Below are 14,754 nucleotides of genomic sequence, written 5' to 3'. Positions count from 1 at the left end.
AAATTTAAATTTCTGATAAGAAAAGGTCTATGAAAAGAGTCTTGATCGTACACGGTTATCATGCTTCTTCAGAGGATCATTGGTATCCATGGCTTAAATTACAAATACTTGCGACGGGAAATGAGTGTGAAATTGTGCAATTGGAGCAGGCAGATCATCCTCAATATGAAGTTTGGAAACATAATCTGGTACAACAGATTAAAACACTAAATGAAGATGTGATTATTGTTGCTCATGGTCTAGGTTGTGTTGCAAGCTTAGCTTTTCTTTCTAGTGAATTACTTGGAAGAAAATTAGGTGCATTGTTTTTAGTGGCTGGATTCAATCAAAATTTACCGACATTGCCAGAGCTTAATTTATTTTTAAATAGCGCCCGTATTGATGATGCTTTGCTTCGATTAAACATCGTTCATCGTTTTATATTTTTTTCCAACAATGATCCTTTTGTTCCAGCACCATTCAGTATTCAACTAGGGCATTTGTTGAATACTCAAATGATTGAAGTGAAAGGTGCAGGGCATTTTATGGTAACGGATGGTTTTAATACGCTTACGATCCTCTGGGAAAAGCTGGTTATTTTACTCAACTCGGAACCCTAAGCGCAGGCTGTGGAGTGATATTTTTAAAATTTACTGGCTCATAAACAAAATAAATCACTGATGAATAGATCTCTTTCATAAAACAAAAAATGATCATGTTGAACGAATCACATAGGTACTGAAAGTGCCATCTCTTGAAGGTAGATGGCTATGACGAGGTGAATTTATGTTGATTTATAGTTTTAAACAGGACTGATGAAAGAAGCCAAATGTAGTATATGGTATGTAAATAAAAATAGATAATTAGAGGATTAGCTCTATGAAATTATATTCAAGTCCTTTTTCTGGTCATGGGCATAGGATTGAACAATTTCTAAGGTTCTTAGATATTCCTTTTGAATATGTCGATGCTCAAGCTGATTTCAGGGCTACTGAGGCTTTTTTAGATTTGAATCCTTTAGGTCAAATTCCAGTTCTTGTGGATGATAGTTTAATTTTATCTGATAGTTGCGCTATTCTCGTTTATCTTGCAAAAGTTTATGCTCCTAATAGTCATTGGTTACCTGATGACCCATCACAAATTGCTCAAATACAAAGATGGTTATCAATTGCATCGGGTGAAATAAAATATGGTTGTGCTATTTCTCGGATGGTAAAACTATGGGGTGGTGATTGGGATTTAGCACAAGCTCAACGAATCGCGCATCGCATTTTACATTTTATGGATCTGCATTTGGTCAAGTGTACATGGCTTGCAACTGATCAAGTAACTATCGCTGATATTGCTTGTTATGCATATGTAGCTCATGCACCAGAAGGTAACATTTCATTAGAGGATTATAAAAATGTACAACGGTGGATTAATGCTTTTGAAGCATTGCCAAAATTTAAGGCAATGCCTAAATTCGCAATTTAAGACTATTTTATGATTGTCTGTCGATCTATATAAAACTGTAAGCCTTTGAGTAATAAATCTGTTTCAATGCGAGGTTGATACTTCTCAAGGAACTGAGCAAACAGATAAGCATCACCGCCCGTTAAAATCAGCTTTCGAGGTTGTTGTTCAAGCACTTTTTCAATCGTGCTTAATAAACCCAAGAAAATCCCATGATGGACAGCATCTATGGTGTTGCGACCAGGGCTTAACTCTGAAAATGCAGCATCGGGAATTTTAATTCCTTTGGTTTTTTGAATCAAAGAGTCTCGCTGTAAATAGAGATTAGGAAGAATATAACCGCCTAAATGTTGAAAACCTTGTGTTAAATCAATAGTTAATGCTGTTCCACAACTAATCACACATAAGTCTTCTTCAGCTTTCGCAACCGCTAAAACTTGTAACCATCGATCAATTCCGAGCTGTTCAATATGGTCATAGCCACAACGTAAGCCAGCATATTCTGCATGGACTTTGGCAAAAGTGACCGGAATATCCAGTAACTTCAAAATCTGGATAATACGTTCATTGTTCTTTTTATCTTGAACAGATGAAATGCCGATGCTGTCTAAACTTAAACTACGAAAATGTTGAATTAAACCAAGTAATAAATCCGCAGGAGATTGCAAGTGCAATTCGGCTGCTTGCTCGATGATTTGGTCATTTTCAGTGATCCAATATTTTAGCCGGGTATTTCCAATATCTAACCAAAGTGCTTTCATTAACAGAACTCGTATGGGGGATACAATGAGGAGTCGCTTTAGATTGAATCCTCATGCTTTATAAATCAAATGTTTCAATAAGATCAAGCAGACATAAACTTATGACTCCGCTAAACGTAAACGTCCTTGGTATACACTGACTAAGCCTTGAGGTGTCACTAAATTGAGTGCGCCATCGTCCGAAATCCCTTTAAAAATCCCATTGATTGAATTATGGACTTGTTCAAAATGTACCGCTTGATCCATAAACGCAGCATAATGATTGAATCGTGCAGCAAGGTTATAACAACCATGATCAAACCATTGCCCAGCTTGTTGAATCGCCAAATACATTTCAGAAATGATTTGAATGCGGTTCGGGAACTGGAGACCTAATTGCATTACTGAGGTGGCTTGTTGAGTAATCTCTTGCTCGGAAACCGGAAATAGATTGATACCAATTCCAACAATTGCTTGATGCGGCGAGATCGGTTCAACCAAAATACCGCCCCATTTACCTTGAGCACTATAGAGATCATTGGGCCACTTAATTTGTAATCCAGTTAAGCCCTTTAGTGACGGCATTTGTAAGATATTTAAGGCAATTTCTAAGGCTAAACGCCCATCTAAGGGTGTTCGAGTTTCAAGCAATGTGCTTAAATAAATATTGCCGGCTGGGGAAACCCATTCCCGTTGGTGCTGACCTCGCCCTTGAGTCTGAGTTTCACTACAGACCAAAACCGTCTTGACGCCACTAAGCGCAATCTCACGTACATCATCATTGGTTGATGTTGTTGTCTGTTTTAAAAGCAGCACTTCGGGGAGCTGATGTGCTTGTGTAAGCAGTTGTCTAAGATGACGAGTCTCTAAATCCATGTTGAATCTGAGAAGAGTGAAGGAACATTTATGGAGTTAATCATATATTTAGGTATTGGTGCAATCGCTGGATTCGCCGCTGGTTTATTTGGTGTTGGTGGTGGCTTAATTATTGTACCTATTCTTTATGTGGTGTTTACCAAAATGGGCTATGATCCATCGGTCATCATGCACATGGCATTAGGAACTTCGCTGGCGACAATTATTGTTACCTCTATTAGCTCTGTCACTGCACATCATAAAAAGGGCGCAGTGCTTTGGAATGTTTTTAAAAATCTCGCACCAGGTTTAGTACTTGGCTCATTCATTGGTGCTGGAATCGCGGACATTTTATCTGGGCAACATTTACAGCTGATTATCGGTGCCTTTGCACTTTGGGTGGCATTTAAAATGTTTAAAGGGGCAAATGTTCAGGTCGATGAATCTAAACAATTGCCTTCTGCACCCAAACAAATGCTTGCTGGTGGCGGAATTGGGATTGCTTCCGCAATATTTGGTATTGGTGGTGGAAGTCTGACAGTACCTTATTTAAATAAAAATGGTGTGGTCATGCAGAAAGCCGTAGCGACTTCAGCGGCTTGTGGTTTACCGATTGCAATAGCAGGGGCATTAGGTTTTATGTTCTTCGGTGCACAGGAGCAGACTGAGATTAAGAATGCGATTGGTTATGTGCACATCTATGCGTTCATTGGGATTAGTGTGATGAGTTTTATCACGGCTAAACTAGGAGCAAGAGTTGCCCATGCACTTTCACCTGCAATGTTAAAAAAATGTTTTGCATGTCTACTCACATTGGTTGGTCTTTATTTTATTTATCAAGGTTTTATGAGGTAGTCTGTTGCTTGATATCCGATCAATAGCACTTCTCCCTCAAGCAAAGTTGACTTAAAATGCATTAAAATTGTCGGACAATGTCATGGTTTATTTTGAATTAAATCAGGTAAAACTAAAATAATGACAATTGACATTGTCCAAGAATAATAAACCGAGATAGGAACGATATGCATTTGGAAGAAGTGGACAGCCTTTCAGAACAAATTGCCAAACATATTAGCGAACAAATCATTAGTGGCGAATTGGTTGAAGGTGAACGTATACAAGAACTACGTATTGCCAAAGAACTGGATGTCAGTCGTGGCTCGGTACGCGAAGCCCTTTTGCTTTTAGAAAGAACGCATCTAATTGAAATTTACCCACGCCGTGGAGCAATCGTATCTGAAATGTCCGCACAACAAGTGCGAGCATTGTTTGATACCAGTGCTTTATTATTGGGACAGATTGTGCAACGGATGAGTGAAACATGGCGCAATCATGAAGCTGATGCAATTCAACACATGATGAATCATTTGGTTGAACAGGTAAAACAAGGCAATACAGAAAAATTTTATGATGGTATTTTCCAATTTCTCTCTGCTCAGCAAGATATGGTGGGTAATCCATATCTAATGAAGTTTTATCGTGAACTGTTACCATCACTACGTAGAAGTTATTTTTTAACCTTAAATACTTCAAGACGCGAGCTTCAAGAAGCATTAGAATTACTTAAGTTGGTGATTGATGCAATTTTAATCCGAAAATCACAACAAGCTACTTTATTTATGGAAGATTTTTGTCGACACTTGCGTAATCTCGTGTTGGAATCTCTGACACGGATGAAACAAATTGAACTCGCTTGGGCGCGGAGATCGCGTCGGTAGTAACTAGGACATTATGCGTTTAAGCAGCTTAAAACTTTCAGGCTTCAAATCGTTTGCCGATAGTACAACATTACAATTCAAAGATAACCGTACCGCGGTCGTAGGTCCAAATGGTTGTGGTAAATCCAATGTGATTGATGCCATTCGTTGGGTCATGGGGGAATCCAGTGCACGCCAGTTACGTGGTGGCAGTATGCAGGATGTTATTTTTACTGGAACGGCAAAGCGAAAGCCTGTCGGTATGGCAAGTGTAGAATTACGCTTTGAAAATACCTATGGCAAGCTTGGCGGTGCGTATAATGCTTATACGGAATTAGCCGTTCGTCGTCAGGTCAATCGCGACGGTAAATCTGAATATTTTCTCAATGGAACCAAATGTCGTCGTCGTGATATTACCGATATTTTTCTGGGCACAGGTTTAGGACCGCGTTCATATGCAATCATTGAACAAGGGATGATCAATCGTTTGGTCGATGCCAAACCAGAAGAAATGCGTGTTTTTATTGAGGAAGCTGCGGGTGTTTCTCGTTATCAAGCGCGTCGTCGTGAGACATTGCAACATTTAGAGCACACCACCCAAAATTTAGATCGTCTAGAAGATATTGCCTCAGAACTCAAATCACAATTAAAAACATTAAAGCGCCAGTCTGAAACTGCGGTTCAATATAAGACCCTGGAAACTGAGATCCGTACCCTCAAGATTGAAATTCTTTCATTTCAGTGTGAACGTAGTTCTCGTTTGCAAGAACAATATACGATTGAAATGAACGAACTGGGTGAACATTTCAAATTGGTTCGTTCCGATATGAGTACCTTGGAACATGATCTCACCTCTACCAATGAACTGTTTCAGCGTTTAATTCAACAATCGACGCCATTGCAAAATGAATGGCAACAGGCAGAGAAAAAACTGTCTGAGTTGAAAATGACCTTGGAGCAAAAACAAAGTCTGTTTCAACAAAATTCAGAAGCTTTGGGCAGTTTTGAGCAACAAAAAGCGCAAACCAAAGAAAAAATTCAATTGATGGAGTTGCAATTAGAAACGTTGCATAGTCAATTGGATCAACAAGCTGAACAGTTAAAACAATCTGAGTCTGAAACTCAACAAGGGACACAAGCATTTAGTGATTTAAAAGCACAGCAGTTGCAAGCACAACAACACTATGAACAGGTTAAAGTTCAAGTTGAAAAGCAACAGCAGCAAAAAGCTCAGATGCAAGCACAGGTTGAGCAACTTGCCAAAAATGTCGCACGTATTGAGCAGCAAAAAGAAACCTTAAAAACTCAGGCAAGTCAGATCCAAAGCCAATTTCAGACTGAAGATTTAGTACAACTCGAACAAGACAAAGCTGTAGCGCAAGCAAGTATTTTGCAATTAGAGCAGAGTATTGCTGAAACTAAAATGCAATTAGAACAATTGCAAGAACAAATCAACCAGCAAAAAACGCTGATATCGAGTTTGAAATCTGAATTACACGTTTTGCAGTCAGAACAGAAAAATTTAAATCAGCTCATTGCAAAGCATGCGGTCAAAACAGATATCCATGCAGTGCAATTGATGCAGGTTTTGCAGTTAAATGATCAGGGTAAAGCACATGCCAATTTGATCGAAAAATTCTTAGCCAAGTGGTTATCAGCAGAAGTTTTAGATCAAAGTGCAGATTTTGCTGACAGTTCAGCACGTCAGCTTAAAGCATTACAAGGATTAGAAAAAATCCAGTTGTCAGGTCTGGTTTGTTTAGCGGACTGGATTGAGTCACCGCAGTATTCATTATGGAATCATGTGGCGATTGCTGAAAATAAGGCGCAAGCACTGACAGTTCAATCACAGCTCAAGACAGGACAAAGTATATTAACCTTGGACGGTTATCATGTCGGTCAAGACTGGATGATTGGTCTGTTCTTTGATGAATCCAGTCAAGCAGCTCAGGGTGCATTAAGCCATCGTATTCGTATTGAAGAAATTGAGCATCAGCTTGCCGATCTACAGCCTAAACTGATAGATGCTGAACATGCTTTGCCTCAACTCAGCCAAAGTTTTGCTGAGTTGCAAAAACATATTCAAATAGATCAAGATGCACTCAAGCAAGAGCAAACGCGAGTACAACAGTTTGATGTACAAATTGCCAAACAGCAAAGCGCCTCCCAAGCATTTGAACTACATAAAGTCCAGCTGAATAATCAGTTGCAACAACTGGATGAGCAACTTGAAGAAGATGCAATGCAAAAAGATGATCTTGAGATCGATATGCATTCGGTCATTCTCAAACTTGAGCAAAATCTTCCAGAATTTAAGGCACTGCAATACAAGTTGGATGAGTTAAATGAGCAAGTAGAAGAACAACAGCAGCAATTACAACTTAAACAGCAGGACTTTGAAACGACCCGTCGTTTGGCTGAGCAAAATAAACAGCAGATTGAATTATTAGACAAAGATCTGTCTTTTTCTAAAACTCAATATCAACAAATTATTGCTCAAATGGAACAAGCGAAGAAATTTGTTGATCCTATTCAGTTGGAGTTACCAAGCCTAGAGTCGCAATATGCTGAGCAAGCACAGCAAACTGAAAAGTTGCAGAAAACTTGGAGTGAGTGGCAAGTTGAGTTGAACAATATTCAGTCAAAACAACAGCAGCTTACTGAAATGCGTCATTTGCACCAACAGAACGATGAACAATTGCGTAGCAAGCTAGAAGAACGTCGTTTGGCTTGGCAATCGGCAAAATCGGATTTACAGCATTATTCTGATCAATTGAAAGAAATGAATGCTGAAATTAAGCAAGGTGTCTTGATAGATTTGCCTGTACACCAAGAGAAGTTTGAAAAAGCACAACGTCAGTTTGAAAAACTAGGCGCGGTTAACCTTGCAGCTTCAGAAGAATATGAGGAAGTGTCCAAGCGTTTTGAAGATTTAAGCCATCAAATGCAGGACTTGGAAAATACCGTTGGGCAATTAAAAGATGCCATGAAAACAATTGACCAAGAAACCAAAAAACTGTTTATGGGAACTTTTGATCAAGTTAATTCAGAGCTGAAAGTTTTATTCCCTAAAGTTTTTAATGGTGGTGAAGCGAGTTTAAGCCTTGAAGACGATTGGCAGTCTGGCGTAAAGTTAATGGCGCGTCCACCAGGCAAGAAAAACAGTTCTTTGGCATTATTGTCAGGTGGCGAAAAAGCTTTAACAGCACTGGCATTGGTGTTTGCGATTTTCCGATTAAATCCTGCACCATTCTGTGTTTTGGATGAAGTTGATGCACCTTTAGACGATGCCAATGTAGGACGCTTTTGTAATTTGGTAAAAGAGCTTTCTGATCAAGTGCAATTCATTTACATTACACATAATAAAGTTGCAATGACGATGGCAACCGATTTGCTGGGGGTGACGATGCCTGAACCAGGCACTTCAAAACTCGTCACTGTGAATTTGGAAGAGGCAAGAGAGTACGGTTTAGCCGCGGAGTCGTAGTATGGAAATCACCACAATTATTGGAATTGTTGCTGCCGTAATCATCATTCTGGTTGGTTTGAGAATGATGCTACGAAAGCCAAATGATGCAGCACCTTCTCTTGAGTCTGAGTTACACATCAATGCTGACTGTCAGCAACCTGTGATTCCTCGTCATGTGCGTGACCAGTTACAGATTGCACGTGCTACGCCAGAACAACAACGTGTTGAACCGAATTTAAATGCACTAGACTCCGTTGAAGTTGCTGAAGAAAAAGTACAAAAGCTTGATGATGTCGTTCAAGATGCAAATTCAACGCAGTCAACTGAAGTAGATTCAATTAAAGATATTGATCAAAATGATCCAGCAAATGTTGAAGCGCATCAGAAAACTGATCATGCTGAATCTGAAGCATTGAACAGCACTGATTTATCTACAAAGACTGACGAGAATTCGTCTGTAGATACCATTGAATCAGACAAAAGTGTTGTAGAGAAAGAAAAAGAGTCAGTATTTCAACTCAATGCCAATGTAGAAACTGCTGAAATCAAAGAGTTTGATGAAGAAAGTAGTATTTTGGATGTGCATCTCAATGAACAGCAAAAATACGATGATGAAAGTGTGCTTTCAAAAGCGGAAACGATTATTGCGTTAAATGTATATCCAAACCCACGTAAAGCATTGTCAGGTGATAAGACACTTAAAATGCTTTTGAAGTATGGTTTACGTTTTGGTGAACTTTCTTGTTTTCATCGTTATGAAAACCCGGAGGAAGAAAGCCATTTACTGTTTTCTGTGTTGCGGGTGACAGACAACGGACCTGATGGATTTGATCTTGAAACTTTGTCGACAGAACAAGTACAAGGATTAGCATTTTTCTTGGCATTGCCACACTCAGATGTGCAGAAAGGTTTTGATACCATGGTCAGTATTGCCGGTTTAATCGCTCGTGAGATTGATGGTACGGTCTATGATGAGAACAACCTTGAGTTTACACCACAGTTGAAAGAGCATTGGCGTCATAAGGCGATTGATTATCGCTCAGGGCATGAAGCTTAGCATAAGCGTATATTTACTTTATAATTGGTATTCAAAATTTTAGGCGGAGTTATCCGCCTTTTTAGATGGTGAAATAATTTATGGAAAATAATCCTGTCGTGACGCAAATGCGTCAATTGATTCAGCTCATAGCCAAACATAACCATGCTTATTATGTGATGGATCAACCCAGTATTGAAGACAGTGAATATGATCAGCTATTTCACCAACTCAAAGCATTAGAACAGCAATATCCAGACTTAGTTCAGGCAGATAGCCCTGTGAATAAAGTCGGAGGTAAACCGCTGGCTAAATTTGAAACCATTACTCATACTGTACCAATGTTGTCATTGGGCAACGTGTTTAATCAGGAAGAATTGTTTGCTTTTGCCCGCCGTATTGAGGAACGCTTACCCAACCAGAAAATTCAGTATGATGTGGAGTTGAAATTCGATGGATTGGCGATTTCACTTTGGTATGAAAACGGGGTGTTGACTCGTGGTGTTACCCGTGGGGATGGTGAAACAGGCGAAGTGATTACTCAAAATGTCAAAACGATTCGCAATCTACCCAAAGTGTTGTCTTCTGACAAAGTTGCAGTACCTCGTTTGCTAGAAGTTCGTGGCGAAGTGCTGATGCCTAAAGCTGGTTTTGAGCGATTGAATGCTGAGAATGAAGCCAAAGGTGAAAAAACATTTGCCAATCCTCGCAATGCCGCAGCAGGAAGTTTGCGACAGCTAGATCCAAATATTGCTGCATCACGACCTTTGGCATTCTATGCGTATGGGATTGCACAGTGCGAACCTAATCATGGGTTAAGCTCGATGTCAGCAAGCCTTGAATGGTTGACTAATTTTGGCTTTGCCGTAGGCGAACGTCATTTTATTTGTGACAGTATTCAGGAAGTTCAAGAAAAATATCAGCAAATCAATCAAGAGCGTCCGAATTTGGCGGTTGAAATTGACGGAATGGTCATTAAGGTGGATGACCTACAACAACAACAAAAGCTTGGTTTTTTAAGTCGAGAGCCACGTTGGGCAACAGCCTATAAATTCCCCGCCGTTGCTGCTTTGACAACAGTTGAAAATATTGATTGGCAAGTGGGGCGAACTGGTACATTAACCCCCGTAGCTCGTTTAAACCCTGTGGCTGTGGGTGGTGTCACCGTTTCAAATGTGACTTTGCATAATATTGGTGAAATCCATCGTTTAGATGTTCGAATTGGCGATACTGTAAGTGTCTATCGCAGTGGTGATGTGATTCCCAAAGTTGAGAAAGTTTGGTTAGAGTTTCGTCCAGACGATGTGGTTGAAGTGCATTTGCCCGAAAACTGTCCTGTATGTTCGTCACCTGTGGTGATGCCAGAAGGTGAGGCTTTAGCTCGATGTTCAGGTGGTTTGTATTGTTCAGCACAACGTATTGAAGCCATTCGACACTTTGTTTCTCGTAAAGCGATGGACATCGAAGGTCTAGGTGATCGTTGGGTGGAGTCATTACTTCATCTTGATTTATTAAAAGATGTTGCTGATATTTATCACTTACATGAACATCGTGAACAGCTATTGACCATTGAGAAAATGGGCGAAAAATCTGTTCAGAATTTACTGGATGCCATTGAAAACAGTAAGAAAACAACCTTAGCTGCATTTATTTATGCACTTGGAATTCGTGGCGTCGGTGAAACGACAGCGCGTATGCTTGCCAATACATTCCAAACCTTTGATGCAATTCGCCATGCTGATCTCGAAGCCTTGAAAAAGACACCAGATGTGGGTGGAATTACAGCTGAATGGATCGTCGATTTTTTCCAAGCCTCACATAATCTTGAAGTTATTGATCGGTTACTGGCGGCAGGAATTCACTGGGATGCTCCAATAGCTCCAACACGTCAGCCTTTAAATGGTGAGAGTTGGGTGATTACTGGAACACTAGCAACGATGGGGCGTGATGATGCGACTCAGATGCTTCAAGCTTTAGGTGCTCGTGTGAGTGGCAGTGTTTCAAGTAAAACCAAATGTGTGGTTGCTGGAGAAAAGGCGGGTTCTAAACTCGAAAAAGCAGAAAAATTGGGCATTCCAGTGTTGGATGAGCAAGCCTTTTTAGCGTTGATGGCTGATTATGGTCAAGCTTAAATATGCTTGAATAAATTCCTAAGCTATTGTAAAGATACATTCTGTGTGTCTTTACAATCATCTTTAGGTCATGAAAATAATAAAACGATATGTTGCTTGCTTTCTACTGTTATTGCCAACAACCTCAGTTTTTGCCGTGAATGATTGTCAGCATACGAGTGGTTTAAAACAGTTGAATGAGCATTTAAATCAATCCATTGAAAATGATTTATACCACTATTGGTATTTGCGAATTAAACATTTTAACGAATTCATGCTTAGATCCTTTAAACAGGATCAACAATCGGTGAATGACTTGATTTGGTCAAAGCAATATACACAAGCCCAACTCAAACAAAAACTGATACAAAAAAACCAAAACATCTTCCATGATTTGAATACTCAGTTTGTCAAAATTGCTCAACAACAACAGGCAAAAGAAACAGAATTGGATGATGTTTACCACTATATTGCCAATTATGAAAAGTTATTAGAACCCTATATCGCAATGCAATTAGATAAACAACAAAAGCAACTTTTGATGGTTTATGATGCTCAGAAAGATCAAGCGATCAATGCGCTTTTTCAGTATGACATTCATGAGGACAAATTATTAAAACAACAGATCCAACAAAATTTTCATTTTAACTTTACAGAAATTAAGACGTTAAATCAGGAACATGATCAAGACAAACGAATTTCATATTGCCAAATGAAGCTAATGTTAAATCAACAAAAAAGTGTGATCTTAGAATATGCGATCGGTCAATTTGTTGATGAGCCAGATGTGTTGCTCATGCCAACTGAATTTAATGTGAATAGGTTGAATGTGGGATATGAAAATATTGGGCATTACTTAATCGTGCAATAATCAGTTTCTTCATAAAGCTTGAAAAAGTAATTTTTGGGAAGACGTTTAAATGTATTTTAGCTTGATCAAGCATGAAACCTTGATCATGAGATAAAAATAAATCTGTAAGACTTTTATTTGCAACACCAAGCTTTACATGAAAAATTTACATCAATTAAGCTAGGCGATGCTTAGCCATAGAAAGCGATTATTCATATTTCATGGATACTTAAAAGTATTGAATCCTATTTTGAATGGCGAAGAAGTCTCATATTTTTTATATGATAATCATTCCTATTTATTAGAATTTTCCATTAAAAAAAGTTTTAGATGAAAAATTACAATATTTAACAATAGTAATAGTGTATATAATAATCATTATCAATTGAAAAATAATTTGTTGAATATGAAACTTTTTTCCCAAACTCTTTTAGTTAATTCTATTGCGGTTGCTCTTCTTGGTGGGGGGACTCTACAAACAGCTTTGGCTGATACGGAGGTTTCAACCTTACCGACAATCAAAGTTACTGCTGAAAAACAGCAAGAGGAGGCAACTTTTGCCAATGGCGCTTTGAAAAAAAATACCCAGTTAGGACCATTGGGCAACAAGCAAATTATTGATACCCCATTTAGTATAAATAGTTATTCTGAGCAGTTGATTGAAAACCAACAAGCAAATACTGCGGGTGAAGTCTTAAAAAATGATGCCAGTGTAAGAACGACGACCAATCAAGGGCATCTCAATGAAAACTTTAAAATCCGTGGTTTTGATGTCAATCATGAAGATTTAAATTATAACGGCTTTTATGGTGTAGCCCCTTATGGGCGTATGCCAACAGAGTTTTTAGAATCCGTTTCAGTGCTTAAAGGACCAAATGCATTGGTCGCGGGTGTTGCTCCTACAGGAAGTGTGGGGGGGATTATTATTGGTCATTCAAAACGAGCCGATAAAGAATTAACACGTGTTTCAGCTGTATATGAAGACGGAGGATATTACCAATCGGGATTTGATGTATCACGTCGTTTTGGTCAAGAGAAAGAATTTGGACTACGTGTAAATGGTGCTTATGCAGATGGTGAGCATATCATTGATGGTATGAATGATCGTCAAGCACTGGGCTCAATTGCTGCCGATTACACTACAGATAAAGTCAAAATTAACTTAGATGCATATGCGGTAAAAGGAAATCGTAAGGGGGGCTCACCTGCGATGGTTGCGATGGGAGGAAAGGGAAGTGTTAATCAGGTTCTTGCCGCACCAAAAGGTGATTTAAACTATTTCTCAGACTTAAAAGGCAATACCAACAGTCAATTTGTGGGGTTATCTGGTGAATATAAATTTACCCCTGATTTAAAAGCATTTGCGGGTATTGGTTATGTTGAAAAATCATACGATGGGCATCTTTTTGGTACGCGTATGATTGTGAATAATGTCAATGGAAATGCCACATCTCAATATTATCGCGTGGGTTCAAAAGAACATAACACCGCAGCAAACTTTGGCTTTGAGGGGAAGTTTGATACAGGTTCTATTCAACATACATTAGGTTTACGTGCGGATTATTTAACGCGTCAGTATACCCAACATAAAGCAGCAACCAGTTCGAGTTTTACAACGAATTTATACCATCCATCCAATACCGGAAAGATGCCAACAACTTATCCTGAAATTGTGCCTTATGGTGATAATGAGTATGTGAGTTACACCTTAACTGACCAGATTTCAATGCTAGATGATAAGTTGCAACTCATTTTAGGTGCTCGCTATCAAGATATTGATACAAAGAACTTGGTTAAAAAAACATCTTATAATTCAGATAAACTTTCTCCAAGTTTGGGCATTGTGATTAAACCCTTTGGCGAGGATCTGTCTTTTTATGCAAGCTATGTCGAGGGTTTAGCAGAAGGCGTGACGGTCTCTGAGATTACCTATCCGACTGCAACCAATCAGGGAGATACGCTTGCACCATACCAAACTAAACAGTATGAATTGGGCGCCAAATATCAATGGGGTTCATGGTTAAACACTGTGGCGTTGTATCAAATTGAAAAGCCCGAGGTATATCAGGACACTATAACAAATAAGGTTAAAGATGATGCTGAGACTCGTTCACGTGGTATCGAATGGTCTTTCTCTGGAAATGTAACAGATGCATTATCTTTAATGGGGAGCTTGGCTTATATCGATGCGGAATACGTGAAATCTGGTAAAACAGCGATTCAGGGAAATAACGTTTATGGTGTTCCTGATTTTACTGCCTCTTTGGGACTTGATTATGCGATTCCTCAAATTGACGGTCTCAATATAAACACGCGTGTGAGTTATGTGAGTGAACAATATTTGAATGAAGAGAACAGCTTAAAACTTCCTGATTATACAATTGTTGATTTAGGTGCACGTTATAAAACTAAACTTGGTGGGGTAAATACCACATTTCTTGCCAATGTTGATAACGTGACCAATAAAAAATATTGGGAAGGAGTTTTTAATTCAAATTACGCTTTGGTGGGTGGTGCTAGAACATATAAGGTTGGTGTAACCTTTGATTTCTAAGCCTAGCT

General features: G+C 39.0%; 11 protein-coding genes. 9 read left to right on the top strand and 2 right to left on the bottom strand.

Annotated features, from left to right (window positions below):
- Positions 1-29: 29 nt before the first annotated feature.
- Both I9192_RS18920 and I9192_RS18915 read left to right on the top strand, forming a co-directional pair.
- Positions 30-599 carry an RBBP9/YdeN family alpha/beta hydrolase gene (locus I9192_RS18920; RefSeq protein WP_004830301.1) on the top strand — a complete coding sequence of 190 codons (570 nt, stop codon included), beginning with the start codon at positions 30-32 and terminating at the stop codon, positions 597-599.
- 259 nt (positions 600-858) lie between these two features.
- Complete coding sequence (locus tag I9192_RS18915; protein ID WP_004830300.1) at positions 859-1,455, top strand: glutathione S-transferase family protein; 597 nt, start codon at positions 859-861, stop codon at positions 1,453-1,455.
- Positions 1,456-1,457: 2 nt separating this feature from the next.
- Here the strand turns inward: I9192_RS18915 and I9192_RS18910 are convergent, their stop codons facing one another.
- Both I9192_RS18910 and I9192_RS18905 read right to left on the bottom strand, forming a co-directional pair.
- Positions 1,458-2,195, bottom strand: coding sequence for a type III pantothenate kinase (locus tag I9192_RS18910; RefSeq protein WP_004830299.1), 738 nt, complete (start codon positions 2,193-2,195; stop codon positions 1,458-1,460).
- Positions 2,196-2,294: 99 nt separating this feature from the next.
- Positions 2,295-3,050: a biotin--[acetyl-CoA-carboxylase] ligase gene (locus I9192_RS18905; protein WP_005031186.1), complete on the bottom strand. Its 756-nt coding sequence runs from the start codon at positions 3,048-3,050 to the stop codon at positions 2,295-2,297.
- A gap of 30 nt (positions 3,051-3,080) precedes the next feature.
- On the opposite strand from I9192_RS18905, the gene I9192_RS18900 reads away from it, so the two are divergent.
- The 7 genes from I9192_RS18900 to I9192_RS18870 all read left to right on the top strand — a co-directional run bounded on the left by I9192_RS18900 (position 3,081) and on the right by I9192_RS18870 (position 14,746).
- On the top strand, positions 3,081-3,884 hold the full coding sequence (locus tag I9192_RS18900) for a sulfite exporter TauE/SafE family protein (RefSeq protein WP_005031185.1): 804 nt from the start codon (positions 3,081-3,083) through the stop codon (positions 3,882-3,884).
- A 167-nt stretch (positions 3,885-4,051) separates the two neighbouring features.
- Complete coding sequence (locus I9192_RS18895; RefSeq protein WP_005031184.1) at positions 4,052-4,747, top strand: GntR family transcriptional regulator; 696 nt, start codon at positions 4,052-4,054, stop codon at positions 4,745-4,747.
- Between the two features lie 13 nt (positions 4,748-4,760).
- A complete protein-coding gene (gene smc / locus I9192_RS18890; protein ID WP_005031183.1) occupies positions 4,761-8,213 on the top strand; it encodes a chromosome segregation protein SMC in 3,453 nt (1,150 codons plus the stop codon).
- A gap of 1 nt (position 8,214) precedes the next feature.
- Positions 8,215-9,252: a cell division protein ZipA C-terminal FtsZ-binding domain-containing protein gene (locus I9192_RS18885; RefSeq protein WP_005031182.1), complete on the top strand. Its 1,038-nt coding sequence runs from the start codon at positions 8,215-8,217 to the stop codon at positions 9,250-9,252.
- A gap of 80 nt (positions 9,253-9,332) precedes the next feature.
- A complete protein-coding gene (gene ligA, locus I9192_RS18880; RefSeq protein ID WP_004830293.1) occupies positions 9,333-11,363 on the top strand; it encodes an NAD-dependent DNA ligase LigA in 2,031 nt (676 codons plus the stop codon).
- A 70-nt stretch (positions 11,364-11,433) separates the two neighbouring features.
- Positions 11,434-12,213 carry a hypothetical protein gene (locus I9192_RS18875; protein ID WP_005031181.1) on the top strand — a complete coding sequence of 260 codons (780 nt, stop codon included), beginning with the start codon at positions 11,434-11,436 and terminating at the stop codon, positions 12,211-12,213.
- Positions 12,214-12,598: 385 nt separating this feature from the next.
- A complete protein-coding gene (locus I9192_RS18870) occupies positions 12,599-14,746 on the top strand; it encodes a TonB-dependent receptor (RefSeq protein WP_200149992.1) in 2,148 nt (715 codons plus the stop codon).
- Positions 14,747-14,754: the final 8 nt, after the last annotated feature.

The sequence above is a fragment of the Acinetobacter bereziniae genome (genome assembly GCF_016576965.1).
Lineage (GTDB): Bacteria > Pseudomonadota > Gammaproteobacteria > Pseudomonadales > Moraxellaceae > Acinetobacter > Acinetobacter bereziniae.
The sequence above is the reverse complement of the archived record's forward strand: the minus strand, read 5'-3'. Positions and strand labels throughout refer to the sequence as shown.

What these genes read in the sequence shown, in the direction of transcription:
- I9192_RS18920 (WP_004830301.1), top strand. Translation starts at nt 30, where the DNA reads ATGAAAAGAGTCTTGATCGTACACGGTTATCATGCTTCTTCAGAGGAT.
- I9192_RS18915 (WP_004830300.1), top strand. Translation starts at nt 859, where the DNA reads ATGAAATTATATTCAAGTCCTTTTTCTGGTCATGGGCATAGGATTGAA.
- I9192_RS18910 (WP_004830299.1), bottom strand. Translation starts at nt 2,195, where the DNA reads ATGAAAGCACTTTGGTTAGATATTGGAAATACCCGGCTAAAATATTGG.
- I9192_RS18905 (WP_005031186.1), bottom strand. Translation starts at nt 3,050, where the DNA reads ATGGATTTAGAGACTCGTCATCTTAGACAACTGCTTACACAAGCACAT.
- I9192_RS18900 (WP_005031185.1), top strand. Translation starts at nt 3,081, where the DNA reads ATGGAGTTAATCATATATTTAGGTATTGGTGCAATCGCTGGATTCGCC.
- I9192_RS18895 (WP_005031184.1), top strand. Translation starts at nt 4,052, where the DNA reads ATGCATTTGGAAGAAGTGGACAGCCTTTCAGAACAAATTGCCAAACAT.
- smc (WP_005031183.1), top strand. Translation starts at nt 4,761, where the DNA reads ATGCGTTTAAGCAGCTTAAAACTTTCAGGCTTCAAATCGTTTGCCGAT.
- I9192_RS18885 (WP_005031182.1), top strand. Translation starts at nt 8,215, where the DNA reads ATGGAAATCACCACAATTATTGGAATTGTTGCTGCCGTAATCATCATT.
- ligA (WP_004830293.1), top strand. Translation starts at nt 9,333, where the DNA reads ATGGAAAATAATCCTGTCGTGACGCAAATGCGTCAATTGATTCAGCTC.
- I9192_RS18875 (WP_005031181.1), top strand. Translation starts at nt 11,434, where the DNA reads ATGAAAATAATAAAACGATATGTTGCTTGCTTTCTACTGTTATTGCCA.
- I9192_RS18870 (WP_200149992.1), top strand. Translation starts at nt 12,599, where the DNA reads ATGAAACTTTTTTCCCAAACTCTTTTAGTTAATTCTATTGCGGTTGCT.